General features: G+C 48.1%; 21 protein-coding genes. 6 read left to right on the top strand and 15 right to left on the bottom strand.

Annotation, left to right across the window (positions count from 1 at the left end):
- Positions 1–18 precede the first annotated feature (18 nt).
- The 3 genes from R70331_RS07535 to R70331_RS07525 are packed head-to-tail and all read right to left on the bottom strand — an operon-like array spanning position 19 to position 4044.
- On the bottom strand, positions 19–441 hold the full coding sequence (locus R70331_RS07535) for a hypothetical protein (protein ID WP_042174201.1): 423 nt from the start codon (positions 439–441) through the stop codon (positions 19–21).
- Between the two features lies 1 nt (position 442).
- On the bottom strand, positions 443–3385 hold the full coding sequence (locus tag R70331_RS07530; RefSeq protein WP_156131089.1) for a glycoside hydrolase family 3 protein: 2943 nt from the start codon (positions 3383–3385) through the stop codon (positions 443–445).
- A gap of 32 nt (positions 3386–3417) precedes the next feature.
- Positions 3418–4044 carry a hypothetical protein gene (locus R70331_RS07525; protein ID WP_042174198.1) on the bottom strand — a complete coding sequence of 209 codons (627 nt, stop codon included), beginning with the start codon at positions 4042–4044 and terminating at the stop codon, positions 3418–3420.
- 239 nt (positions 4045–4283) lie between these two features.
- Between R70331_RS07525 and R70331_RS07520 the strand changes: the two genes are divergently transcribed.
- Positions 4284–4997 (top strand): LytR/AlgR family response regulator transcription factor, encoded by a 714-nt coding sequence (locus R70331_RS07520; protein ID WP_042174196.1) that lies wholly within the window; start codon positions 4284–4286, stop codon positions 4995–4997.
- Positions 4994–6325, top strand: coding sequence for a sensor histidine kinase (locus R70331_RS30385; RefSeq protein WP_052418964.1), 1332 nt, complete (start codon positions 4994–4996; stop codon positions 6323–6325). Before R70331_RS07520 ends, R70331_RS30385 begins: the two co-directional genes overlap by 4 nt.
- Before the next feature lie 93 nt (positions 6326–6418).
- Here R70331_RS30385 and R70331_RS07510 read toward each other — a convergent pair whose 3' ends face one another.
- From R70331_RS07510 to dcuS, 6 genes are all read right to left on the bottom strand, one after another.
- Positions 6419–7231, bottom strand: a complete 813-nt coding sequence (locus R70331_RS07510) for a pyruvate, water dikinase regulatory protein (protein ID WP_042174194.1) — start codon at positions 7229–7231, stop codon at positions 6419–6421.
- A gap of 21 nt (positions 7232–7252) precedes the next feature.
- Entirely contained in the window at positions 7253–9958 is a 2706-nt protein-coding gene (gene ppdK, locus R70331_RS07505) for a pyruvate, phosphate dikinase (protein ID WP_197071403.1), read from the bottom strand.
- A gap of 66 nt (positions 9959–10024) precedes the next feature.
- Positions 10025–11188, bottom strand: coding sequence for an NAD(P)-dependent malic enzyme (locus R70331_RS07500; protein WP_442950578.1), 1164 nt, complete (start codon positions 11186–11188; stop codon positions 10025–10027).
- 305 nt (positions 11189–11493) lie between these two features.
- The gene (locus R70331_RS07495) at positions 11494–12849 is read right to left on the bottom strand and encodes a 2-hydroxycarboxylate transporter family protein (protein WP_042174189.1); all 1356 of its coding nucleotides are present in this window, start codon (positions 12847–12849) and stop codon (positions 11494–11496) included.
- 232 nt (positions 12850–13081) lie between these two features.
- A complete protein-coding gene (locus R70331_RS07490; RefSeq protein WP_042174187.1) occupies positions 13082–13789 on the bottom strand; it encodes a response regulator in 708 nt (235 codons plus the stop codon).
- Positions 13790–13791: 2 nt separating this feature from the next.
- Complete coding sequence (gene dcuS, locus R70331_RS07485) at positions 13792–15399, bottom strand: DcuS/MalK family sensor histidine kinase (protein WP_042174186.1); 1608 nt, start codon at positions 15397–15399, stop codon at positions 13792–13794.
- 166 nt (positions 15400–15565) lie between these two features.
- Between dcuS and R70331_RS07480 the strand changes: the two genes are divergently transcribed.
- Positions 15566–16054, top strand: coding sequence for a prolyl-tRNA synthetase associated domain-containing protein (locus R70331_RS07480; protein ID WP_042174185.1), 489 nt, complete (start codon positions 15566–15568; stop codon positions 16052–16054).
- A gap of 68 nt (positions 16055–16122) precedes the next feature.
- On the opposite strand, the gene R70331_RS07475 is transcribed toward R70331_RS07480, so the two are convergent.
- From R70331_RS07475 to R70331_RS07455, 5 genes are all read right to left on the bottom strand, one after another.
- Positions 16123–16680: a hypothetical protein gene (locus R70331_RS07475; RefSeq protein ID WP_042174184.1), complete on the bottom strand. Its 558-nt coding sequence runs from the start codon at positions 16678–16680 to the stop codon at positions 16123–16125.
- A gap of 11 nt (positions 16681–16691) precedes the next feature.
- Complete coding sequence (locus tag R70331_RS07470; protein WP_042174183.1) at positions 16692–17414, bottom strand: ABC transporter permease; 723 nt, start codon at positions 17412–17414, stop codon at positions 16692–16694.
- The gene (locus tag R70331_RS07465) at positions 17411–18106 is read right to left on the bottom strand and encodes an ATP-binding cassette domain-containing protein (RefSeq protein WP_052418962.1); all 696 of its coding nucleotides are present in this window, start codon (positions 18104–18106) and stop codon (positions 17411–17413) included. Before R70331_RS07465 ends, R70331_RS07470 begins: the two co-directional genes overlap by 4 nt.
- A 219-nt stretch (positions 18107–18325) precedes the next feature.
- Complete coding sequence (locus R70331_RS07460) at positions 18326–19075, bottom strand: LytR/AlgR family response regulator transcription factor (RefSeq protein ID WP_042174182.1); 750 nt, start codon at positions 19073–19075, stop codon at positions 18326–18328.
- A 2-nt stretch (positions 19076–19077) separates the two neighbouring features.
- On the bottom strand, positions 19078–20442 hold the full coding sequence (locus R70331_RS07455; RefSeq protein WP_042174181.1) for a sensor histidine kinase: 1365 nt from the start codon (positions 20440–20442) through the stop codon (positions 19078–19080).
- A gap of 181 nt (positions 20443–20623) precedes the next feature.
- Here R70331_RS07455 and R70331_RS07450 point away from each other — a divergent pair, with 181 nt between their 5' ends.
- From R70331_RS07450 to R70331_RS07440, 3 genes are read left to right on the top strand one after another with little or no spacing between them, the layout of a single operon-like run.
- A complete protein-coding gene (locus R70331_RS07450) occupies positions 20624–21478 on the top strand; it encodes an ABC transporter ATP-binding protein (RefSeq protein WP_042174180.1) in 855 nt (284 codons plus the stop codon).
- Positions 21471–22124 carry an ABC-2 transporter permease gene (locus tag R70331_RS07445; protein ID WP_042174179.1) on the top strand — a complete coding sequence of 218 codons (654 nt, stop codon included), beginning with the start codon at positions 21471–21473 and terminating at the stop codon, positions 22122–22124. Before R70331_RS07450 ends, R70331_RS07445 begins: the two co-directional genes overlap by 8 nt.
- Entirely contained in the window at positions 22124–22489 is a 366-nt protein-coding gene (locus R70331_RS07440) for a GntR family transcriptional regulator (RefSeq protein WP_042174178.1), read from the top strand. The genes R70331_RS07445 and R70331_RS07440 overlap by 1 nt, the downstream gene beginning before the upstream one ends.
- A 69-nt stretch (positions 22490–22558) precedes the next feature.
- Here R70331_RS07440 and R70331_RS07435 read toward each other — a convergent pair whose 3' ends face one another.
- Entirely contained in the window at positions 22559–24946 is a 2388-nt protein-coding gene (locus R70331_RS07435; RefSeq protein WP_042174177.1) for a GH36-type glycosyl hydrolase domain-containing protein, read from the bottom strand.
- Positions 24947–25048 lie beyond the last annotated feature (102 nt).

Raw genomic sequence — 25048 nt, 5'->3', positions numbered from 1 at the left:
CTACTTATCTCCATCTATTCATTTTGAAGTGGTAACGGTAAAGATTAATCGTTCCGTTCTGGATTGCTTCATGAAGCTTGAGATGATCGAAGCAATGGTACCGGCAGCAAAGATAATGCCAAAAATAATGACTGCCTGCGGATTTCCTCCGATAAAATTGACGCCATTCACAACATCTGATAAGGTCGGAAAACCTAAGTAAAGATGCCATGATAGCGCTACACCAAAGCAAATGGCCGGTAATAGAGGAGCAAAGTAATAGTTTTTAGTCCAAACCAATAATTCTCCCAGGAAGCCGAATATAATCAGACCAAAGGTAATAAAGGAAAAGGTCCGGTCGCCATAATCAAACAGGATAAACGCAATATTGCCTGCAAGCATCAGACACGATGCCAGGAACCCGATCCAGAACCCCGGCGTTCTATCTTTAAATAAGACCATCCTATTCCCCCCCCTTGTCATTGCGTCTTAAGCCGCTTCTGATGAACAAGATTGCACTGAGCGCCGTCAATGCTATAAGAACGTAATTGGTAACCTTCAGGAATGTTTGCCACCACGGAGTGAACCCTTCAACTTCGGTGTCATCTGTGAGACCATTAAGCAAATTAGAATTGGCCAGTGAGTAATAGAAATGTTTATTGGCCCGTCTTAGTTCCTGCAGAACATATCCGTCCTTTTTACTTACCAGATATTTAAGAATCTCACTGGCTCGGCCAGTGTCAGCATTAAAGGTATCTGTTCCATTGACGAGGGATTCAACAGTTGGAATATTCGGATTTCCTTTGACTGAATCCGTAATCGTTACACCTTTAAAGCCCCATTCCTTTCTTAACACCTGTTTCAGCGTAGCATTATCGCTATAAGCCAGCTGGCCGCCAATCCGCGAGAATGACATCATTGTTCCAAGCGCTCCGCCTTTTGTAAAAGCACCTTCGAAACCTTTTAGAGGCCCTTGGCGATAAGCTTGTTCCGTCATAAATGTAGAGAGCTCTTGCCTATTCGTTTCTTGGTCATTTGCTACAAAATGCTTAATGGCAGCTGTTAACCCCTTGGCCTGCATCGCTTCTGTCTGAGTAGCTCCCATCAAATAAGTAAGAATGCTGTCCTCTGAGTAGTACTCAAAGTTACGACCGCTAAATGGAGTGCGGTGCAGATTCCCCCCTGGTGACCAGAGCTGTGAAGTGCCGCTGAACAGGCAATCCTCTGCAATAAAATTGCCGCGTTCTGCTATCAGTTCATTGCTCCAGGTTGATGCTGCTACAACTTGAACCACATGGAACGTAGCTGGCTGATTACCGCCATATAAATAGCTGGATTGGGACCCTGAAGGACCATCCGTATTTTTATTCGCAGGTTTATTAATGGATTTTACAGCCGGCTGGCCAAAATTCTCACCAATCGTTGCACTTAATTCACTGACTGTTAACTGATCCAGGAACTTGTTCCATGTCTCATCATCTTCAAACGGGACATCCTTCATATCAAGGAGTTTAAGTGTAGCCTCTGCCCCCTGAGTAAAGCTGTCATATGCAGGCGCGTCCGCCGGCTTTTGATATTTCTGATCGTACATAGTCGATTTCAAATCATCCGTCGCCGTGATATCTTTATAAGGCTGCGGATAGGTATTCCAATCGCTGCGGGTCAGATAAGTCACTGTATTCTCCGCAAAGGTGTTGATATCGACAGTATCAAATCGATTCGAAACAACCTCATCCGTGTATTGAGACTTGGCGTACGATGTGTTATCTAACGACTCTAACGCAACAGCTGCCGCATTCTCCGGCTTGCCCTCCACGTTGGAACCGTCAGCAGCCAGCAGCTTTCCTTGTACATTAGCGCCTTCTTTACGGGCCAGGATGTTGTTAAGCGCATCATGGCTGTCATTTCCGATCGCAAAGTAATAATCACCCGGATCGTAGACATAGCTGCCTTTTTTGGCCGGGTCAGCACCATTCTCAGCGTTAACGTCATAGGTTGCGAATAAGTACTCGTCAACGGTGACTGTTACTTCTTCCGACTCACCAGCAGAAAGTTCGCCCGTTTTGCCAAAGCCGATCAATTGAATGGCTGATTTCTCAGCCTGCCCTTTTTCATATGGAAGCTGGGCATATAATTGGACTACTGATTTTGATTTTCCTGTGTAAGCTGAGCCTTCCGGATAACCTTCATTTGTTACTTTGACAGTCGCGGTCACGGTTTTCGCTTGTCTGTCCCAATTCACGGAGGTTAACTCCTGGGAAAACTCGGCGTACGAGCTGCCATAGCCAAAGGTGTATACCATTTCATCTGCATAGCTCCAGCTATCCTTATTAACAAAAGCACCTGCGCTGCTGTCCGCATTATTGAGCCCGAGTACAGCATCCTGATACCGTGTTTCATAGTATTTATATCCCTGATAAATCCCTTCAGCCTCAACAATGTAATGACCGTCATCGTTGGCATATTTGAAATCACCGGCATTGCTTACAGCTGGTGAAGACAGTGAATCGGCTGCATAGGTATCCACCAGTCTGCCTGAAGGATCTGCAGCACCTGTCAATACATTAGCAACACCGGTGAAGCCCTTTAATCCCGGATTACCGATCCACAGCGCTGCGTCTACTCCGTATTCCTCTTCTTCAATCCAGCCAAGCTCCATGGCATAGGCGCTGTTGATTAAGACGATAGTCTTGGTAAATTTCCCGCTGTCCTTAATCATCTTGAGCAGATCCTTCTCAGAATCATGCAGAGCCAGATAAGAGATTCCGTCTATATCAGAAGTAGCTAAGTCTTTACCCTCGCCGCCATCGCGGGACAACATCACAATAGCTGCATCATTGTAGTCAGCCTGGTATGTGGCCTGCAGCTCGCTTGTATAGAAGCTGTTTTCAACTTCTCCGATAAACCAGTCCGGTGATGCCTTAACTCTGGCAACATCGCTGTTTGTATAAGCGTCGAACAGCTTATCATTGATCTTGAATCCCGCTTCCTGCAAAGCGCTGTACAGATTGACCTTACGCGCCTCATCCATACCCGGCCCCCCGGCATTCCCGCTGTACACAGGATCGGCGGCCGCCCGGCCAAACAAGGTGACACTGCGTTCTTCAGAGCTTAGCGGCAGAACAGCCTGCTCGTTCTTTAACAGAACCGCGCCCTCTTCCATGGTCTGTACATCATGCTTATCAGAGTCTGCCAGCATTTGCTGCAGGCCTTCATCTGACAGTTCGTAATCACTCTTATATTGCATTGTGCTGGCATCCGCTTCGATTACAGGTGCTGTGACATTCAGAAAGACGTTGACCTGTCCGCTCCAGCTGAGCAGCAGCTGAGTCATCAGCAAACTAAAGGATAATAGAAAAGCGAAAACGGATGTCATTCCACGCCACAAATTCGATTGTCTTCTCAAGGTGTTACCTCCCTACACTTTCCCTGATTGGCTTATTTGGATGCTGCTTCGTCACCAGTCAACACTACATAATCAAAGCTGTCATTTGCGGCATCAACGATAATTGAAGTCTCCGGGAAGGAAACCGATTCCAGATACTCTTCAGCAGATAAAGCCGGGCCCTCGCCGCCGACTGCAGTTCCCATCTCATCGGTCCATTCACTCGTATTTACATAACCAATCGGATTGGTCCCGGCCGAATAGGAGCTGTTCGTTATAACTGCAGTTGGTTTGGACAGCTCAAGGGTGACCAGTCCGTCCGCATCTGTTGAAGTTAAAGTGCCATAGTACTTGATGATGCTTGCTCCTCTGGGAACAACATCATATTTGCCGTCGTCATTAAATAGCAGATGTCCGGAATAGAAGGTATCCGTGCTTGTCAGAACATAAGTGTTGTCTGCAAAGGTCTCGATGCTCTGCACACCGAAGATTGCCTGCTTGAAGGTATATTCCGGGTAAGCACTTGCAAAGGCGACGTTTGTCGTCGAAGCATACACCGCTGACGGCTGTCCTCCTCCGCTGACGGCTTCATTTGAAGAATTACCGCATGCAGCAAGCCCCGTGGCCAGTGCTATTGTCAAGATTGCCGTACTTACTCTTTTAACTATTTTTGTAGTCATTTCTTTTCCCCCTGATAAGGATTTGTATACGCTTCCTTAAGCGCAAGCTAATTGTATTGAAAATTATTCAATTCGTGTTATCCGTAGCCTAATCTAATGAAATAGCAGAAAATTCAGCTCAGCCGTTTTAGTTTAAGCTGTTTTTTTTTAGTCTATGATAAGCAAGGGCTGCTTCATTGACAAAAATGAATTCGCTTTCTATAGTGAAAATGGACCTGCGATAAACGGAGAGGTGAAATATGATTATTAAAATTGCCATTGTGGAAGATGATCTGAATCAAGCCCGCCTGCTCGAAAGCCACCTGAACAATTACGGATCCGAGAAAGGGCTCTCTTTTGGCATCGTGCATTTTCCGCAAGCTGTTGCACTGCTAGAAAACTACACCGCTAATTTTGATATCATATTCATGGATATTCAGTTACCCTATATGAACGGAATGGATGCTGCCCGCAGCATCAGAGCGCTTGATAAAGGCGTCATTATTATCTTCATTACGAATCTTACGCAATACGCCATTCTGGGCTATGAAGTGGAAGCGCTTGATTATATTGTAAAGCCGGTCGAATATTTCGATTTCGCTCTGAAAATGTCCCGCGCTATACGGAGAATTAATGAGGTGCCGCGGAATGATATTCTTATCTCAACTGACGACGGCATCCTGAAGGTATCTCCCAAGAGTATCCGCTATGTTGAAACGGAAGGACATCATGTGCTTTACCATACGGCAGATGGTGTATTCCGGCAGTATGCAACCCTTTCATCGATCGAGAAAAAGCTGCTGGAATATGATTTTTTCAGATGCAACAACTGCTATCTTGTCAATTTGGCCTATGTGCAAAAAATACAGGGATATACTGTTATGCTTGACGGCGATGCCCTGCGGATCAGCCAGCCCCGGAAAAAGGCCTTTGTAAATAAACTAATGGAATATGTAAGGGATAAGGATCTATGATCGGGGTCATTTATGACTTACTGGGGATTTACGCAAAGCAGTTTACCATTCGTTCCGCTTCGTTAATTGAGTTAACATTTTGCGTCTTTCTGCTGACACTGCCTTTTCAGAAAAGAAACGGATTCGGAATAACGTTAGGTATCATCACTCCGTTCGCCTTTCCGGTTATTTTTCTCATGTCCGTAATTAACACGCACAATCCTCAGTTTTTTGCGGGCATGACCAATATCTTTTTGTATCTGTTCGCTCTGGGTGCTTTATATTTGCTGTATCAGGAGACTTTCTCCGAATTATTACTGTGTCTATGCGGTGCGGTAGCTATCCAGGTCATCGTAGGCCGTTTATATGAAATCTTAATTATTACTTTAGATAAGAATCCGTATGAAACCCTTTCACTCTTTCACAGCATGGTTCCATTGCGGGACTGGCCGCTATACTATTTGATTCACTTCTTTTTGTGTTCTTTACTTGCCCTTCTTTTTCGCCGGAAAAGAGTCTATGAGCATGACAGAGCCAATAGGCAATTAATTATTACCTTCTCCCTCATTTTTATTGTTGTTACAATGATCCTCAGCTCAGTCAGCCGTTCCTTTGAGGGAGAGAATACAGTTCTGGATTTTATCATCCGTATTTTTGCTATTCTGTATGCTCTGCTGACTTTATTGTTACGGACAAGAATACTGGAGACCAGCAAGCTCAAGCAGGATCTATTGATCATGGATGAATTGCTGTATTCGGAAAAGAAACAGTTCGACAGTATGCGGAGTGAAATTGAGATCATTAATATGAAATCTCACGACCTCCGCCAGCAATTGTCGAATATCAGCTATAAGCTAACCCTTCAGGAGCTGGAATCTTTAAAGGAAGCCATTGAGGTATACGATACAACCGTCAAGACAGGCAGCGATATTCTGGATGTGATTCTTTATAAAAAGCAACTTTTCTGTGAAAAAAACGGAATACGCATGAGCTGCATGGCGGATGGCCAATGTTTGTCTTTTATCTCACCTACTCATCTGTATTCTCTCTTGAACAATGCCATAGAAAATGCCCTGGAAGCAGTGCAGCTCGTCCAAAACGACAAGAAACGGATGATCTCTATTTCCATTGGCAAAGAACACGGAGTAATCGGTATTCACGTAACCAACTATTTTAATGGAGACTTTATCGTTAAAGATCATTTGCCGCAAACCGGCAAAAAGGATAAAAACCGCCATGGCTTTGGCATTAAAAGCATGCGGCATATTGCTGAGCAATACGACGGGACCGTTTCTTTTCATACAGAGGACGATATTTTTTATCTGCATATTTATTTTCCGGGTAACTGAATGCACATCTGATTGCACACAAAAACGATCAAACATGCTGTCCGGGCAGCAGCTTGACCGTTTTTGTGTCCTTCATTTATTCAGCTTAACTCTCTAATTCTGTCCCGGCACTACACACTCCATAATAAGCTCTGCTGATTCTTCGATAGATGTGTTTGTAACATCAATAACCGGACAGCTCAGGGATTTCACCAGAGCCTCAGCCTCATTATACTCCTCCAGCACTTGAAGCCCGGAAATATAACCTGCCCCCATTCCAAGTCCGAGCAGGCGCAAGCGTTCCGTGCGGATCGCAATCAGGGCCTCTATGTCCATAGTCAAGGCGAACAGACGGGATCTGCTGATCTGCCACAGCTCCTTGGGAGGCTTCACTCCAGGAACAAGCGGCCAGTTGGCAACCTTGTAGCCCTTATAGGCCAGATACATGCTAAGAGGGGTCTTAGAGGTACGCGATACGCCAATTAACACAATATCCGCCAACAACAGCCCGCGCGCATCACGCCCATCATCGTACTTCACTGCAAATTCTATAGCTTCAATCCGCCGGTAATAATCCTCATTCATGTCATACAGCAAGCCCGGCTTCAACAGGGGTGTAAGCTTAAAATGGTGCTGAATAGTTTCCATAACAGGTCCCATAATGTCTACTATATCTACACTCCATTTGGCGCTTTCACGTTGTATTGCTTCCCTCAAGCCAGGCAGGACGAGCGTATAGACAATAAAGGATTGCTCCGTATGTGCCAGCTGCACCAGCCCGGCAATTTCTTCCTCTGACTGTATCCGCCTGAAGCGGCGCACGGCGGCATTGCCAAGCTCAAACTGCTGCACCGCCGCACGGGCTACCCGCTCTGCCGTCTCACCAGCCGAATCGGAGAGAACAAAGATCTGCCGCTGTTTGAACATAGCTGCCTCCCTTCACCGGGCTCATCCCCCTGGAAGGATCTCCGCTTTCCGTTTCTTGCCTGGTGCTTCATTACGGGCGGTAATCACTGCTTGTGCAGCTGCTACCCGGGCATAAGGTATCCGGTAAGGCGAACAGCTCACATAATCAAGGCCTATCTGCTGACAGAAAAAGATAGAGCTTTGATCACCGCCATGCTCACCGCACAGCCCTGTTTTGAGAAAGGATTTCTTCGCTTTCCCTCTGGCAACGGCCCATTCAATGAGCTGCCCTACACCCTCCTGATCCAGCATCTGAAAAGGATTTCCAGATAAGATGTTTCGATCAAGATAGCTGTTCAGAAATTTACTTTCCGCATCATCACGGCTGTAGCCGAACGTCATCTGTGTTAAATCATTGGTACCGAAAGAGAAGAAATCCGCATACTCGGCAATTTTATCGCCCATTATAGCCGCCCGCGGCACTTCAATCATTGTGCCCACCCGGTAGTGAATCGACTTGAACGCTTCTCCGAGTACCTCTGAAGCTACTTTATCCACAAGCTTGCGCAGCTCTTTAAGCTCACGCGGGTCTCCTACCAGCGGAATCATTATTTCCGGCCGCACTTCAATTCCTCTCTGCGCGGCCGCTTTAGCTGCCCGGAACACTGCCTCAATCTGCATGTCATAAATTTCCGGAAATTGAATGCCCAGCCGGCAGCCACGCAGTCCAAGCATCGGATTTTTTTCCTGCAGGCTACGAATCCTGGTAATCATCCGTTTCAGACGCCTCTGCTCCTCCACAGCTCCGCTTGTTGCCTGCAATTTCCGTTGTTGCTCTTCTAGCTGCTGCGGATTAGGCAAAAACTCATGAAGCGGAGGGTCCAGCAGCCGGATCGTCAGCGGTAAACCGTCCATTGCCGTGAACATTTCTTCGAAATCAAACTGCTGCATAGGAAGGATACGTTCGAGCAGATTAAGCCGCTCCTCCCGGCTGTCGGCGAGGATCATGGACTGTACGGTAGGCAGCCGGGTATTTGAGAAGAACATATGCTCTGTCCGGCATAATCCAACCCCCTCAGCACCCAGCTGCCGTGAGATACGGGTATCCTCAGGAGTATCTGCATTTGCGTAAATCTTCAGCTCTTTGATCTCATCAGCCAGTTCCAGCAGCTTCCGCAGTTCGGGCGTCATCTGCGGATCGCTTAGCGGCACAATACCGGCATAGACACGGCCGGAAGTACCGTCAATTGAGACGATCTCTCCTTCTTTGAGGCTGTGATCACCCAATTGAACAGCCCGCTGTTTCATATCAATATTCAGCTGATCACACCCGCAGACACAGGGCGTACCCATGCCCCTTGCTACAACAGCCGCATGGCTGGTCATGCCTCCCCTGGCCGTCAGCACACCTTCGGCAGCGAGAATGCCATCAATATCCTCAGGCGATGTTTCTGCACTGACGAGGATGACCCGGCCTCCGTTTCTTTTCCATTCCTTTGCTGTTTCAGCATCAAGGGCGATCTTACCGGACGCTCCGCCGGGCGAAGCCGGAAGTCCGACAGCCAGAGGTTTCAGCCCTTCTTCCTCAGTGATGGTACGGTGCAGCAGCTGATCCAAATGGCCGACATCGATCCGGCTGACCGCCTCTTCCTTAGATATCACCCTATCCTCATACAGATCAACGGCGATTTTAACTGCCGCCTGGGCGGTACGCTTACCGCTGCGGGTCTGAAGCAGATACAATGTACCGCTTTCTATCGTAAATTCGATATCCTGCATGTCCCTGTAATGCTTCTCCAGACCAGCTGCCAAGGCAGCAAGATGATTGTAGACTTCGGGCATCTCATCCCGCAGCTCTTCCAGCCTGCGGGGGGTTCGGATGCCGGCGACTACATCTTCGCCCTGTGCATTAAGCAAATACTCGCCATACAGCTCATTGCATCCGGTGGATGGGTTGCGTGTAAACAAAACGCCGGTCCCGGAGTCCGCCCCTTTGTTGCCGAATACCATCGCCTGCACATTTACTGCAGTTCCCTGATCATGCGGGATGGAGTACAGCCTGCGGTAGACTTTTGCCCGCGCGTTATTCCAGCTGCGGAACACCGCCCGCACCGCCATATTCAGCTGCTGGTAGACATCCTGCGGAAAATCTATGCCGCTATGCTCCTTAATCAGCTGCTTATATTTAACTATTAACTCTTTCCATTCACCGGCGTTTAATTCCCCGTCACTTTCCCGTCCTGCCAGAAGCTTAAGATTCTCCAGCTGCTTGCTGAACAACAGGGAGGGCACACCGAGAACGATCTCTCCATACATCGCGATGAGCCGACGATAGCAGTCATAAGCAAAGCTTTCACTTTCCGTCTGCCGGGCCAGTCCTATAACGGATTCATCATTCAGGCCAAGATTTAAAATGGTGTCCATCATACCAGGCATGGATGTAACCGAACCCGAGCGGACGGATACCATAAGCGGCTGATTAGTATCACCAAACCGGCTGCCCTTCGCTTTTTCCAAGACTGAGACGGCCGTTCTGATCTCAGACAGCAGCTCCCCGGGCAATTGGCCGCCTTGCTTGTAATAGCTTCTGCAAGCATCTGTAGTGATCGTAAATCCCGGCGGAATAGGCAGGTCAAGTGCTGTCATCTCAGCCAGATTCGCACCTTTTCCTCCTAGAAGCTTAACCATAGAGGCATTTCCTTCTTCGAACAGGTAGACCTGCTTCTTTGTAATGTGTTCAGCCGACATCTTTTATTTCCTCCTCCACAGCAGCTCATATTGCATTACCGGAATTCGTCGTCTCTATTCGGAAAATCAGTTGACGCCGATAAACAGATCTTTTCTGGCGGCTCCGCTTTTAAATGCCGCCCGGGCAACGGCCGTACGGATTCTCTCAACCACCCGGGGATCAAAGGCGTCAGGAATGATATAATTCTCATGCAGCTCGGACGGATCAATAACGGACGAGATAGCTTCTGCTGCAGCCAGCTTCATTTCATCATTAATATCATAGGCTTCACAATCAAGCGCTCCTCTGAAAATGCCGGGAAAGCACAGTACATTGTTAATCTGGTTTGGAAAATCCGAGCGCCCTGTTGCCATAATTTTGACATGCGGTGCAGCAATGGCCGGATCGATTTCAGGAGTCGGATTGGCCATTGCAAATACGATCGGGTCCTTTGCCATATTCAGCACATCTTCCAGTTTCAGCACGCCTGGCGCAGATACCCCGATAAAAACATCCGCACCTTTAATTACATCCGACAGTCCGCCGGTTTCAAGTCCCGGATTGGTGATTTGGGCGAAGTCGCTCCAATGTGTCCGGTCATAGGTGTGAAGCCGGTTGATGGCGCCTTCCCGATCCACACCGATTAAATTTACCGCTCCTGCGTGCAGCAGCATCTTGGAGACAGAGATTCCAGCCGCCCCGACACCGTTGACTACGATTTTGACTTCACTTATATTCTTGCCGCATACTTTAAGCGCGTTCAGCAATCCGGCAAGGACCACGATGGCTGTTCCGTGCTGATCATCATGAAACACCGGAATATCCAGCTCATTTCTCAGTCTTGTTTCGATCTCGAAGCAACGCGGGGAGGAAATGTCTTCAAGATTGATCCCTCCGAAGGTAGGGGCAAGCGCCTTCACAATCGCAATAATTTCTTCCGTATCTTTAGTGTCCAGGCAGATCGGCACAGCATCGACATCTGCAAACTGCTTAAACAGCGCAGCTTTGCCCTCCATTACCGGCATGGCTGCCTTCGGTCCGATATCCCCGAGGCCCAGTACAGCGGTTCCATCTGATATGACAGCCACTGTATTCTTCTTGGTCGTCAGCTCATAAGCCTGGGTATGATCCTGCACGATTGCCTGACAGACCTTAGCTACACCCGGTGTATACACTTTGGATAAATCCTCTTTAGTCCGTATCGGATTCTTCAAGGTTGTTTCGAGCTTACCGCCTCTGTGTAAATACATGATTTCTTCCAATAATTCCACAATGACTCCCCCGTTCAACTGGTTTACTGCTTTTTCAATCCACTTCTGATCCTCAGGCAGCTCTACGGAAATTACAACATCGGCACCTGTCAGGTTTTCACGCAGCTCCTTTAATTCAGCATGCAGCACGGTGCCCTTGTAGTTCTCGGCGATACTCACCAGATTCGCAAGATAATCGCTGCTGCGGTATTGGACACGAAGTGTAAATGTATAGGAATTCCGGTTAATTTGATTCATCCTAATCGCCTCCAGCGTGATATTCTAAGGTTCATAGCCCATGTTAATCAGCCACCCCATACGGAGATCAGTAATGTTGCTGCAACAACCGTAATGGCTCCCCCGATACGTGTAGAGATCTGTGCAAATGGCATAAGTTCCATCCGTCCGGATGCTGACAGAATCGCAACATCACCCGTTCCGCCAAGGCCGCCCCGGCAGCCTGTTACTATCGCTGCTTCCACAGGGTACATATTAATCCACTTGCCGATAAAATAGCCGGTCAGAATCATCGCAGCGATAACGGTTGCGCAGACGATAATATAAGGAATGGAGATCAGTGCAGCCACGTCCTCCAGCGGAATATACAGCATGCCAAGGCCCACCATAAGCGGCCAGGTCAATGTACCGGATACCAATTTGTATAGCTGATAAGCACCCTGCTCAATTTTAGACGGAAGCAGCTTTAATATTTTTAGCAGCGCTGCTGTAAAAATCATGAGAATCGGACCGGGAATGCCGATGAATGGCGACAGCAGATGTCCGGTAATAAATAGCCCGCATGCGAACAGCAGACCCGCCCCCATCAGCAGGAAATCAGGTTTTTCACTATCATAGGTGCTTCCGCCCAGCACCCGGCCATCCTTCGATTTCACCAGAACACCGTTGCCGGTAATGGAGGGGTTTTTGTCAGCCATTTTCTTGAGTAACCCTGCGCCGATAATCGCAAATACATTCCCTATAACTGCTGCAGGAATCATTTGGGCCACATAGGAACCGGATTCCCCTCCGAGAATCTGCGAGAATGCAATGGACAGCGGGAGTATCCCCTCCCCGACGCCGCCTCCAATGATCGGTACAATAATGTAGAACAAGGTACGGTGAGCACTGTATCCAAGCAGCATTCCGACACCCAGGCCCGCGCCCACCGCAACAAGGGTTCCGGCCATCATCGGGATAAAAATGCGGATGAAGCCGCTTATTAATGTAGTGCGGTTCATACCGGTAATGCTTCCTGCCACCAGTACAGAGATGTAGAGATACAGAAAGTTCGACGTTTTCATGAGTGTGTTAACCGATTCGGTAACCGAAGGGTCCAGTACATTCCAGAACACCAGGAACGACGGAATCATTAACGAGAGAATGGCCGGACCTCCGATATTTTTCAGAACCGGAAGCTTGAAGCCCAAATCGCTGAGCAGTACACCCAGGACGATAATTACCGCAAATCCGCCAATCATGTCGTTAGGCAGCTCGCCAAGTACAGATGCTGCAAAGATGATGAGTGCAAATACTACGTACAGCGGAAGCGGAATCACACCTACTTTTAATTGCATGACCCGCTGTACAAAACCATTTTTTTCTTGTTTCCGTGCATGCTGCTGATCCGGTACCGGAAGTGGAGCTTGAAATACTTTTTGCATATTATCCTGGCCTCCTTAACTCGTTTACAAAATCATCATAGCGTTTATGAAAGCGCTTTTGTTTTTGTGTAAATAATGAAGGGGTTTTGTAAATTATTAAAGTAAGCGTTATCAAAAAACGACAGCAGAAACACCTCTATTTCCCGGCGAACACAGTGGAAACCGGCATGAAATGTCGTACGCACGCATATATAAGCCCCTGCTGCAATTTCGCGGCAGGGGCTTATATATGTTAGAGGTATTGGGTAATCAGCGTTGTGCCATCGGGAGCGATTTTGTATTTCTGTACCGGCCTGCCCACACTACCATAGATCAGATCCATTTGCAGCACTCCCATTTCCGTGAGTCCAACCAGATACTTACCGGCAGAAACCCGGGAAATTCCTGAAACAGCCGAAATATCCTCCGCAGAAAACAGATCACTATTACAGGCCTCTACCGCTTTCCAGACCGCCTGCAGCGTCTGGCGTGTGAAGCCTTTCGCGAGCTCCTGTGAGGCTGTCCGCTCCTGCTTGAAGCGGGACAGCTTATCCAGCTCCGATTGATTCAGCCGTTCCTGGGTACGGAATAAATAGTTCTGCTTCCTATATCCGTTCAGTGCCGCACGAAATCTCGAGAACTCGAACGGCTTGATCAAGTAGTCTACAGCTCCGTTTTGCAGAGCCTCCTGGATACTTTCCTTGTCACTGGCCGCCGAAATAACGATGACATCAATTTTCAAGCCCTTCCTGCGGATCTCGGACAGCAGCTCCAGGCCGTTGCTCTCTTTCATGTAAATATCCAGCAGAATCAGATCATAGACCTTTTCATTTAAGAGGTCCAGCACCTCTTTCGCGTTGCTGGCCCAATCTTCAGCCCGAAAGCCCTCAACCTGCTGTAAATAAAATTTATTCATCTCCGAAACCATCGGATCATCTTCAACAATAAGTACCTTTATCATCGTTATTGATCATCACCCTTCGCGGTATAGGGTAACTCTACAGTAAACTCGGTTCCTTCAGTCTCTCGGCTGACCCAGTGAATCCTTCCGCCCAGCATGTCTACGCTCCGCTGCACCAGATAGAGCCCAATGCCCCGGTCTTTCCCTTTGGTGGAATACCCCTGTTCGTACAGATGATCTCCATTGGCTGCAGAAATTCCTGTACCATTGTCGCGGACAAGGAGTACAAGCCTATTGTCCCTGTAACGGAATCCGATCTCGATCAGCTTGTTATCCTTACCTTGTACGGCCTCCAGAGCATTATCCAACAGGTTGCCGGCAATCGTGACGAGCTCCCGGGAAGCTTCGTGATTGGCAGACTCGGGCAGCCCCCCATCTTCAAGAATGACCAATCGTACATCCGCCTCCCTCATCCTGCTGAGCTTACCCAGCAGAAAGCCAACCATAACCGGGTCTTTGACCAGCCTTACTACGGAATCCGCTTCTGTCTGAATGCTAAGTACGATATCCTTCAGATATTCTTCCAGCCGGTCATATCTATGCATACTGGTCAGTCCCATTATGACATGCAGCTTATTCATAAATTCATGCGTCTGGGCACGCAGCGCCTCCGCGTATAGCGATATCCCTGAAAGACGCTCAAGCAGCAGACTGACTTCCGTCTTGTCACGGAAGGTGGCAATAGCTCCTTCAATGACCCCCTTTACCCTTACCGGAACTACGTTTACCAGCAGTGTGATTCCGCTTTGTTCAACTTCCTTATCAAGCAAAGGCTCCCCGCTCTCCAGTACTTTCTCCATCCGTAGGAGAGGCCAGAATTCCTCAATCTGCCTGCTGACCGGGTCCTGGCTTATGCCTTTGCTGCCCATAAGTCTCCTTGCCTCTGCGTTAACCAGGGTGATACAGGAATTTTTGTCTATTGCCAGAATACCTTCCTTGGTGGATTGAAGCATTGCGCTCCGCTCCTCAAGCAATTTGGAAATTTCCCAGGGCTCCATACCGAGCATCATCCGCTTGATGGTGCGCGCCAGCAGCACCGCCCCGGCCATGCCGATAAGTCCGCCAACCAAAATCCCCGAATAAATGATCCACTGATTCTGATGTACAGCGGATTGGACACTACTGAGTGAGATTCCTACGGCCACCGCACCGATCAGCCTGCCATCTGGTCCGAATATAGGTGAGAACGCTCTCACAGAATAGCCCAGCGAACCTTTTGCAATCGATATTTTCTCCTTACCGTGTAAGGCATCCTCCTCATCGCCTCCTATAAAATGCTTGCCGATTAAGGCCGTATCGGGATGAGAATGACGAATGCCCTGCACATCCATCACAACCACAAATTGAACGTCATTAATATCACTGATCTCGGTTGCAAAATCCTGAATACTGCCGGAATCCGGGTTCCCCAGCAAAGCATTCATTACAAGCGGTGTGCGCGATACGGTACGGGCAATAGTAATGGCCTTATTCTCCAGCGATTCCTGAGCTTGTCTGGAGAATCTCATGCCAAACATCACATATACAATGATCAGGACGGAGACAACAACCAGACAGATCATCAGGGTAATCGTTGTCTGAAGGCGTAATCTTACTTTTCTGATTTTCAATGTGCTTCACCTTCTACATTTATCTAAACCCAAAGCTCCTCTGCTAGGATTAAACTTAAAATACAGAAAAAAAACCAAACCGTCTACTGATATTTTCTATCAACAGATGATATTATTATGTCCAGTTGCAGTTTCCACTCTACCAAATCCAGAGATAAAGGTGATTATGATGAACCGCGAAGCCGTTATTGAGCTGTTAAAGCAGCAGAATGTAAGCCATGAAGTGATTGACCATCCCGCAGCCTATACTATCGCCGATATGGAGAGCTTTGAGCTCCCGGGAATCGAGCAGATCGCCAAAAATCTGTTCATCCGGGATGACAAAAAAAGAAACTATTATCTGCTGACGATCCAAAAGGATAAATCCGTTAACCTGAAGCAGCTGCGCACACTGCTGGAATCCCGGCCCCTGACGTTTGCTTCTGAAGAGGATCTGCTGCAGCTGCTTGGGCTTACCAAAGGCGCTGTCTCCCCGTTTGGCATACTGAACGACAAGGAGTGCATGGTGAAATTCGTACTGGATGCCGATCTGCAAAAGGGCGAAGCCGTCGGCGTCCATCCCAACGATAACACCGCTACAGTCTGGCTGGCACCCGAAGATCTGCTTAGCATTGTAACGGCCCATGGTAACGAGATCAGCGTAATAACCCTGTAGGCTTAAATGAAAAGAACCCAGGGGCTTATCCTTTTGGACAAGCGCTTGGATTAAATTGTATAAGAAGGCTATTCCTCAATAATTTTAATATCACCTGACCCCAGCTCGATGTTGACGGTTTCAGGAACATCATACGCCTTCGCCGGCCCCGTTACCGTCCCGTTATTGGTCAGCAATTGATACCTCCGCTCAAAAGCCTCCGGCACATACAGCTTCACATCTCCGCGGTTCGACTGGATAACAAGTCCGTTCAGCGTATTCAGATCCGCCAGATAAATGTCCACTATTAAGCTTGCATCATTAAACTTCGCCATACTGAAGCCGAAATCGGAGACAACCGACAGGCTCAAACCCTGAGAATCCGGGCGAATCTGCTCTATTTTCTGTGCAAAGGACTCCGGCAGGCTTCCCGTTATTACCACCCGATTGTCAGAGCTGCTGCTCGGCCTGATATGAACATCCAGGTTTTGGCTTAGACCTTTGACCGCAATTTCAGAAGCCTCAGCCTCATTTAATACCCAGCTCTTATTCACAGCAATAGTCTGCTCATGTGTGTACCCCATAAGTACAATACCAACCGCCGCCAGCATGATCAGAATCACCAGTATCTTTGTCCGTTTGCGCATAGCCATGCCCCCTATTTCAATTCCTCACCCGAGAATCTGACCCAGCTCCAGCCTACCGCTAAGATCCAGATCACGAATCCGCCGATAACCATCCCGCTCCAGTCCTGACGGCTAAACTCCCCGATGCTTACCACTCTGGACAAGTTCTGGAACAGCAAGTAGGGCGAAAGACGCCCTGCGTCCATGTTCATCTGGTTCATAAGCACACTCAGCAGATTCTCACCCAAGAGAACGATTAGCAGGTACACAGTAGTAGGCAAAGCCGTTGTGCGCACCAGCGTGTAGATCATGAACCCAAGTGACAGCACGATGTAATACAGGATGATTTGCAGGCCAAGTGCCAGCATGATTGTCCTAAGGTTAAAAGAACCCAGAGACACATATGCAGACAGGATTGCCGAAAGGCTGTACGCTGCAACCAATACAGTTCCGGTCAGGTACGTTAAAAGAAGTTTGCTGCCAAAATAGCCTTTACGCGAAATCCCGGAGATCAGCACGTTATTAACCGCACGGCTCGTAAAATCGGTATGCCAGGTGAACAGATAAACCGGTATGAACATGACTGGCAAAAGAAGCGTTCCACTGCGCAGCACCCTCGTAATCACCATAAGCGCATCCTGCTCCCCTGCTGTCCTGACCATTAAACAGCCTATACACATGACTGCAAGCGTGAGGAGCAGCAGCCTTTTCTTTCTCCACATCCGGTAAACATCAGCTCTCAGCAAAAGCTTCATAGTGCCACCTTCTGTCTGCTTACGACCTTCAGGAAGTGGTCTTCCAGCCCTGCCTGCAGCTCTCCGCTCGCGAATTCCTGAATTAACTCCCCCTCATGCAGGATGCCATATCTCGTAGCCACCAGCTCAAGCTCGGTTAAAATATGACTGGAAATCAGCAGTGTTGTGCCCAGCTCCTGATTAATTTGTTGAATCATCTGTCTGATTTCGATAATCCCCAGTGGGTCTAAACCGTTGATAGGCTCATCCAAGATCAGCAAATCCGGCTCATTCAGGATAGCCATGCCGATCCCCAGCCGCTGCTTCATTCCCAGAGAAAAGTCTTTGACCTGCTTGTTTCTTGCATGCTCCAGGCCAATAAAAGCCAGAGTGCCGGCTATCTTCTCTTTGCTGTAGCACTTTTTCTGAATGCTGCTGTATTTCAGATTCTCCTCAGCTGTCATATCCATGTAGAGTGACGGGCTTTCAATTACGGCAGCCACCTTAACATCAGGACTCAGAAAGCTGTACTCCCCGGAGCTTGGTGTTATCAGCTTTGTCAGCATACGGATCAGGGTGGTTTTGCCGGCACCGTTATTACCGATCAGCCCGTAGATATCCCCCTTATATAAAGTCATATCAACATTGCGTACCACATTAGCTTCCTTATAATGCTTCGAGAGCTTTTTCGTCTGCAGCATAACCTCGTTCATCTCAGCTTCACTCCATTTGTCTTGTTCTTGAAGTGATCATAAGGTAAATGGTGAATACGCAGCGCGCTTTTTCCTGAATGGACCGTTTCATTTCCTGTTTGACAAAGTAGAAACAGACTCCGTCCTAAACAGGACGGTGTCCGTTTCTGCGAGAAATATAAGGAGAATTTATAGCGTAAAGCATTTAAATCCTTATATTCAAAAACTCCCCATTTCCGGTTAAGAAAATGAGGAGCATTCCATATGGATATTCAGTTCTTTTTTGCCGCTTCTAGACAGCATGCACGTCTGCCCGTTCGCCATCAGCACGGAGGAATCTTTAGTATTCACCGTTACAATATGACGCTTGTTAATCAGAAAGGAGCGGTGACAGCGGATGAACCGTCCGCCAATTCTTTGTTCGATATTTTTGAGATTATCAAAAAACTCCACGTTAGCATGGGCTGTAACCAGGACAACCTTATGCTTGGCGGCAGACGTCTCAAAGTACAGGATATCCTGGATTTTGACGTATCTGATCTCATCCATCTGGCGTATGGTGAAAAATTCAGTCTCATCGCGGTCGTCCGCATGCATCCGTTCATTAATACTGGTGAGACACTGCTGAATTCTTGAACCGACCTGCTCAGGCTCGTCCTTCAGGATATAATCCATCGCTTCGATCTGGTACTTGAAGGTTTCAAAGGCCAGCTCGCCATGCGTCGTTATAAAGACAACAAAGCCCCTGGCATCCATCCTCCGTATCTCTTTAGCCAGATCAAAGCCGCTCATGTCACTGGACAAATCGATGTCGAGAAAATAAATCCCCCTCGTCCGCTTGCCGGCGACCCATTCCAGAACCTCGTGCGGATTACCGGTAGCCAGCTGCAGCCGCATATCCAGATTTTCGATAAGGATAAACTTCTCAATCACATCCGTAACACGTGTTCTCGCCGCATCATCATCTTCACATACATAAATAGGCAGCAATGTTAACGCACACTCTTCTCTTTAAAGGATTTTAAAACCTGTACAAAGCACCCGTCTTCCAAGCCGCTCTCTGTTACAACATTAGCATATCTGTTTACCATCGCCTTGTAGCTATACAGCCCTATTCCTCTATTATCTCCCTTAGTAGAGTAGCCGTTGTTCCATATCTCACTCACAGAAGGAGCATCTGCATAACTGTTGCGGACAATCAGCACAAACTTTCCCTGGTCCTGGATCAGTGCAGCTTTTACAAACCCGTCCTCGCTGCCGGCAGCCGCTTCAATCGCATTATCCAGCAGAATGCCCAGGCAACGGATGAAATCGATCCGCTCCATATACACCTCCGTAACATCCTTAACGGCTTCCAGAGTGAAGCTCACCTGCATGCTTTTGGACTTGGACAGCTTGGCCAGCAGCAGCCCTTTGACTTCATCGATCCTGACACGGCTCAGATGGGTAGTTTCCTGAATGCTCTGATCCAGGTTCAGCTCCAGATTCAGGATGTGCCGGGAGATAAAGCCCAGCGTTTCATTAACCTTGTCATCACCCGCAGAGGCATACAGGCTGGCCATAATGTTCTTGTAATCATGCTGAAAGACCCGGATCTCATGCTGCAGCTGCTCTAAATTGCTGATGTAGGCCTGCTGCTGCAGCAGCATGAATTCCTGACTCTGAAGCCGCTCGTTCTTCATTTCATTCCGGTAATAGACCGTCAGGACCAGCAGCAGGACAATTATACTTCCGATGATCGTAACAAACGACAGTAAGTACAGCTGATCGAAATCCTCTGTGCCTGCCAGAAACTGTACGGATAGGTACTGCATCATTTTAACCCAGATCAGAATGAACAGGGCTACGAATATGGTGGTAACGATGCTTCCTTTTCTTATGCGGTACAGCCGCTCAAACCACACCGAAAGCCTCTTTTTCCGCACAAAGAACAAGACGCCCAGCAGAAACGCATCACTGATGAGTGAAACGGCCAAGGTCTGCAAATTCAAAGTTTCCAGCGATAATAACGCATTGAACGTAGTCGAGCTTCCCGTAATAAAAAAGGTCCTGATCACTATGTATACCATAATAAAAGCAATTCCCGAGGCGCCTATACACTGCAATACGGATTTACGGCAGAGCATAAAGGAAAGTATCGGCATAACCAGAGCCTGAAGCAGGTACGCGGTCAGCACCGGGTGCTCCCAAGACAATACTAGGGGTACACTGAACACCGTGAAGGCGATTAACCAGCAGTACGCATACTGCACCAGGCTCATCCTTAGATGAAGCAGCCTGTTCACTAAATAGAGATGTCCGAAAACGGAAATCCCGTAACACATAATAATGGTAAGAATATTGCTTAGAAAATGCATGAATGATTCTTCTCCCGGTGTTTTTTCATGGTATAGATCCGTATTGATTATAACCTTATTTCTATCCTGATTAGAACCTCTGCAAATGAACAAATACCCGGAGCAGCAATTGACACCATAAATCTCCGATGATATATTGTGTATGCACGACATACACAATATTAATGAGGAGGTAACTCTCATGCTTGTATTGGATATCAAAAATGTAAATAAGCAATATGAACATTTTTCATTAAAAAATGTGTCCTTCCAGCTGGAGCAGGGTTATATTATGGGCTTTATCGGAATAAATGGCGCAGGAAAAACAACAACGATCAAATCCATTCTGAATTTAATCAGCATGGACGGAGGAGAGATACATGCTCTGGGGAAAAACATAACACAGCATGAACTTGAGCTGAAACAGGAAATCGGCTATGCCTTTGGAGACGTCAACTTTTACAACCGCAACAAAATCAAAACGTTAACGAATGTAATCAAAACCTTTTACCACAATTGGGATGACGAAACCTATCGCAGGTATCTGAAAAAATTCAATCTAAATGAAAATAAAAAAATCGCCGAATTATCAACCGGAATGAAGGTCAAATACAGCCTGGCCCTCGCTTTGTCGCATGGTGCGAAGCTCCTTATATTGGATGAGCCGACAAGCGGACTCGATCCTAGCGCCAGAGATAACCTTCTGAGTATTTTTCAGGAGCTGGTACAAGACGGCGAAATCAGCATTCTCTTCTCAACCCATATCACCTCCGACCTGGAAAAATGCGCTGACTATATCACCTACATCCATGACGGCGAAATCGTTAACAGTGCCGAGAAGGAAGCATTCGTCGATGCATTTCGCCTGCTGAACGGAACAAAAGAGCAGCTGGAGCTGGTCAAAGACCACCTGATTTCCTACAAAACAAATTCCTTCGGCTTTACCGGCCTGATCTATACGAAAGATTTCGATCCGTCCCGGGGCATTATATCCGCAGTTCCAAATCTCGAGGAAATTATGATTTACTACTCTAGAAAAGAGGAAGCCTATGTATAATTTGCTGCTCAAAGAATTTAAGTTAGGCGTAAACCCATTCTTTTACCTGCTCCCTCTTTTGACAGGCGCATTGATGTTAATTCCGGGCTGGCTGTATTTCCTTGTTATCCTATACTTTTGTTTTTTAACGGTACCGAATATGTTCGCCGGATATAAAAGTCAAAATGATCTCATGTTCACCGGCATGCTGCCTGTAACCAAAAAGGATGTCGTCAAAGCGAAGGTAACTTTCATTGTCATTCTGGAGCTGCTGCATATTGTATTCGCCATAATCTACGGTCTGATCAGTGTGCGCTTATATCCGAATATGACTTACTATTTCTTCTCACCGACTATTGGCTTCTGGGGGTTATGTCTGGTGATGCTGGCAATCTTTAATCTCATCTTTTTTGCGATGTATTACAAAACAGCCTATAAATACGGCGCAGCCTCCACTGTATCTATCACCGCCGCTACCCTGTTCGCCGGAGTTGCGGAATGGCTGGGCATCCAAAGCCCGTTAGTGCATGATCTGTTCAAGGGAAGCGGTGCTGACAGCATGACTACCCAGCTCTCTATCTTGCTTGCCTGCACTGCGATTTTTGCAATATTCACATTTTTAGCTTATCATATTGGCTACAAACGATTCTTGAAAGTGGAAATCTAATGAACATAGCCATTTCTAACACTTCTGATAAACCAATCTATCAACAGCTATTTGATCAGATCAGTTCACAGATTCTTAAGGGAGAGCTGGACAGCGGCTATATTCTGCCGCCCATCCGCCAAGCAGCCGTTGAGCTGTCCGTCAGTATCATCACCGTGAAAAAGGCCTGGGAGGAGCTTGAACGAAGCGGCCTGATCTATACCGTGACAGGTAAAGGCTGTTTTGTCACCGGGCTTTCAGCTGACGCAAAGCTTCAGAAGCGCAATGAAATGATTCTTAAGCAAATGGTAACAGATACGGACTATTACAAATCTTTTGGTCTCACATTAGAAGAAGTGGTTGCGCTGTTGAAGGACATTTATTAATGAAAAATTAATACCCAAGTGGTTCCAGAATTCTGCTGCTTCTGGAACCAGTTGGGTTATTTATGTTACTCAGGCATTAACCGCCGGAAGCTTAACAAGCACCTTATATTGCCCGCCGGCTTCCAGCCCTTTAAGAATACCGTCACGTACAAGCTTACCGTCCAGATAAACCTCTGTAGCCGTAACTCCGGCTTCACGCTTCATATCAATTTGCAGCTGCGCGCCTCTGAAGCTTCGTTTGACCACAGCCTCATCCCAATGCGAAGGAAGCTGCGGCCGTACCAGCATTCCTTCACGGTTACCCTGCAGTCCGAACAGCCCGTCAATCAGACAGCGGTATACCCACGGCACCGTTCCTGTATTAAAAAGATGGCTGGAGCGTCCGGCAGTCTTTGGAAATTGTCTGTAGGCTCCGCGGTAATAGTTCGGAATGAAGACCGGCAGCTGGCCCCGGCGGATAATGTCCTCGATATCGGGTCCCGGTAGCATTTTACGCAGCAGCCGGTAGGCATCCTCATGCTCGCCAACCGCATACAGGCCATAGATATAAAAGGCTGCGGCATGATTGTAGACCGCCCCGTTCTCGGCTGTCCCCGGATGCTTCTGCGTTACCCGGCCCACATCTTCCCGCATAGCGGTATAGGAGGGCGCCAGCTTTTCCACACCATATGGGGTCTCCAGCTGTTCCCGGACTGATCTCATCAGCTTCTCCCGCTGCTCCGCATCGGCCGCACCGCTGAGCAACGCCCAGCCCTGCGGATTAATGAAGATCCGGCCTTCCTTATCCTCGCTGATGCCAAACACTACATTATCATCGGTGATTCCCCGCGCATACCACTCTCCATCCCAGAGATACCGGTTGACTACAGCATTCGTCTCCTCCGCAGCCTGGCGGAAGGCCTTAGCGTTCTCCGGCCGACCGCTGTATTCGCAGATATCGGCCCAGACCATACAAGCATACGCCGTAGCTATTGTCAGCCATCCGCTAACACCCTGGCCCTTATAGCCGACCATATTCATCGGGTCACACCAGTCGCCCTGATTAATATAATTCAGTCCTCTTTCGTCCCGCTCATGGATCAGCCAGTGCATGGCCCGGTCGATGTGCTCGAAGACAGTGCCGGCTTCCTCCCCGCCCGAGTAAGGAACGGTCTCCTCCAGAATGCTGTAGTCATCCGTCTCATCCAGATAGGTAATGAGGCAGACCGGCAGCCAGACGCAGTGGTCGGTATGCGGAACCTGATTGATATATTTAAGCTCAGCCGCTTCATGCAAAATAATCCCGTCCGGCATGGCTCCGCTTACATTTTGCTGGCTTAAGGCGGTCAGGAACGCCCTTCTCGCCGTCTGCGGCTTAATATAGCTCATCCCCATGTTATCCTGCAGATAATTCCGGGTCTGGGGGTCTGTCGTCAGGCGGTTCGTCTGCCCGTGATAATACATCTGCCGGGGCAGCCAGTGGTTAACCAGATTATCAAGATCGGCATCCGGAGTGGTGATTTCGATGACGCCTCTGCCTTCCTTAATGTACTCCTCGTACTCCCGCTCAGCGAGCGCGAAGCCATCCTTACCGGCTGCATCGGTAGTCAGGAAGAGACGCTGGCGGATAGCTGCAATCTCCTGCTCATTATGAGCGGGCCCGAATGCAAAGCGGTAATCCCGCTCTTCGCCCGGAGCAAGGCCAATGCTGTATTGCAGTACGGCTACGGGCGTTTCATAGCGCGCTTCCCCGTTAGCCAGCAGTCCGCTTTTTAGTGCTGACGGCGAGCCAATTCCCCCCTCACCCTCAAAGGCTTCCTGGTTTACCTCCCAGGCTGCCGGGGCCTGATCAGCGAGCAGGAAAGTCCGGTCCTTCAGACCTTTGATCTTGTCATAGTCCTGGTATTTCTGGTAAGGCGTAACGGCTGTAGCCACAATTCCCTGCAATGCTTCCTTATATTCACCGGACTGGTTCATCCAGGACATATAGCCAATAGTGAAATAAGGGTACATGCTGATTTTCCGGGCAGCGGAAGAGAGATTGGTCACCTTCACCCGCCACAGCTCCATCGGCTCATTTTTGGGCAGGCTCAGCGTCATTTCAATGGCAATGCCGTTTTTCTCTATTTTCCAGACAATATTATGTTTGCCTACAGCAAAGGTATAGTGGTCAGGAGGCATACGGACAGGCTCGTACGGAGCAGAGAACACCTCGCCGCTCTCCTCATCCTTTATATAGACAAACCGTCCGGGATGATGGGCATAATAAGGCTGCTCCGGCTGCATGAAGGTTTTGGCTTCCAGATTCGGTGCATACGAATATTTCGCAGGCTCAGGCTGCATAAACTGGGCTACCGCATACCCCCGGCAGTTCACATGGATCATCATCTGCTCATTCCACAGGAAGCCCGAGGCCTTGGGCAGAATCGTCGGACTCGACAGCTCATAATATTGATTATCTTCAGATGCTCTTATCATTTCGCTTGCCTCACTTTCCAGAATTCTTATACGTATCTAAATGAATAGTTTATCTGTAAATCATTTCAGAGTCTATCTTCAAGCTCATATATCAATGGTATT

This window comes from Paenibacillus sp. FSL R7-0331 (genome assembly GCF_000758645.1).
GTDB lineage: Bacteria > Bacillota > Bacilli > Paenibacillales > Paenibacillaceae > Paenibacillus_AQ > Paenibacillus_AQ camerounensis.
This window is presented reverse-complemented; position numbering and strand designations above follow the sequence as displayed.

What these genes read in the sequence shown, in the direction of transcription:
- R70331_RS07525 (WP_042174198.1), bottom strand. Translation starts at nt 4,044, where the DNA reads ATGACTACAAAAATAGTTAAAAGAGTAAGTACGGCAATCTTGACAATA.
- ppdK (WP_197071403.1), bottom strand. Translation starts at nt 9,958, where the DNA reads ATGTCGGCTGAACACATTACAAAGAAGCAGGTCTACCTGTTCGAAGAA.
- R70331_RS07480 (WP_042174185.1), top strand. Translation starts at nt 15,566, where the DNA reads ATGATGAACCGCGAAGCCGTTATTGAGCTGTTAAAGCAGCAGAATGTA.
- R70331_RS07495 (WP_042174189.1), bottom strand. Translation starts at nt 12,849, where the DNA reads ATGCAAAAAGTATTTCAAGCTCCACTTCCGGTACCGGATCAGCAGCAT.
- R70331_RS07450 (WP_042174180.1), top strand. Translation starts at nt 20,624, where the DNA reads ATGCTTGTATTGGATATCAAAAATGTAAATAAGCAATATGAACATTTT.
- R70331_RS07455 (WP_042174181.1), bottom strand. Translation starts at nt 20,442, where the DNA reads ATGCATTTTCTAAGCAATATTCTTACCATTATTATGTGTTACGGGATT.
- R70331_RS07440 (WP_042174178.1), top strand. Translation starts at nt 22,124, where the DNA reads ATGAACATAGCCATTTCTAACACTTCTGATAAACCAATCTATCAACAG.
- R70331_RS30385 (WP_052418964.1), top strand. Translation starts at nt 4,994, where the DNA reads ATGATCGGGGTCATTTATGACTTACTGGGGATTTACGCAAAGCAGTTT.
- R70331_RS07465 (WP_052418962.1), bottom strand. Translation starts at nt 18,106, where the DNA reads ATGAACGAGGTTATGCTGCAGACGAAAAAGCTCTCGAAGCATTATAAG.
- R70331_RS07520 (WP_042174196.1), top strand. Translation starts at nt 4,284, where the DNA reads ATGATTATTAAAATTGCCATTGTGGAAGATGATCTGAATCAAGCCCGC.
- R70331_RS07510 (WP_042174194.1), bottom strand. Translation starts at nt 7,231, where the DNA reads ATGTTCAAACAGCGGCAGATCTTTGTTCTCTCCGATTCGGCTGGTGAG.
- R70331_RS07470 (WP_042174183.1), bottom strand. Translation starts at nt 17,414, where the DNA reads ATGAAGCTTTTGCTGAGAGCTGATGTTTACCGGATGTGGAGAAAGAAA.
- R70331_RS07490 (WP_042174187.1), bottom strand. Translation starts at nt 13,789, where the DNA reads ATGATAAAGGTACTTATTGTTGAAGATGATCCGATGGTTTCGGAGATG.
- R70331_RS07535 (WP_042174201.1), bottom strand. Translation starts at nt 441, where the DNA reads ATGGTCTTATTTAAAGATAGAACGCCGGGGTTCTGGATCGGGTTCCTG.
- R70331_RS07475 (WP_042174184.1), bottom strand. Translation starts at nt 16,680, where the DNA reads ATGCGCAAACGGACAAAGATACTGGTGATTCTGATCATGCTGGCGGCG.
- R70331_RS07500 (WP_442950578.1), bottom strand. Translation starts at nt 11,188, where the DNA reads ATGTATTTACACAGAGGCGGTAAGCTCGAAACAACCTTGAAGAATCCG.
- R70331_RS07435 (WP_042174177.1), bottom strand. Translation starts at nt 24,946, where the DNA reads ATGATAAGAGCATCTGAAGATAATCAATATTATGAGCTGTCGAGTCCG.
- R70331_RS07445 (WP_042174179.1), top strand. Translation starts at nt 21,471, where the DNA reads ATGTATAATTTGCTGCTCAAAGAATTTAAGTTAGGCGTAAACCCATTC.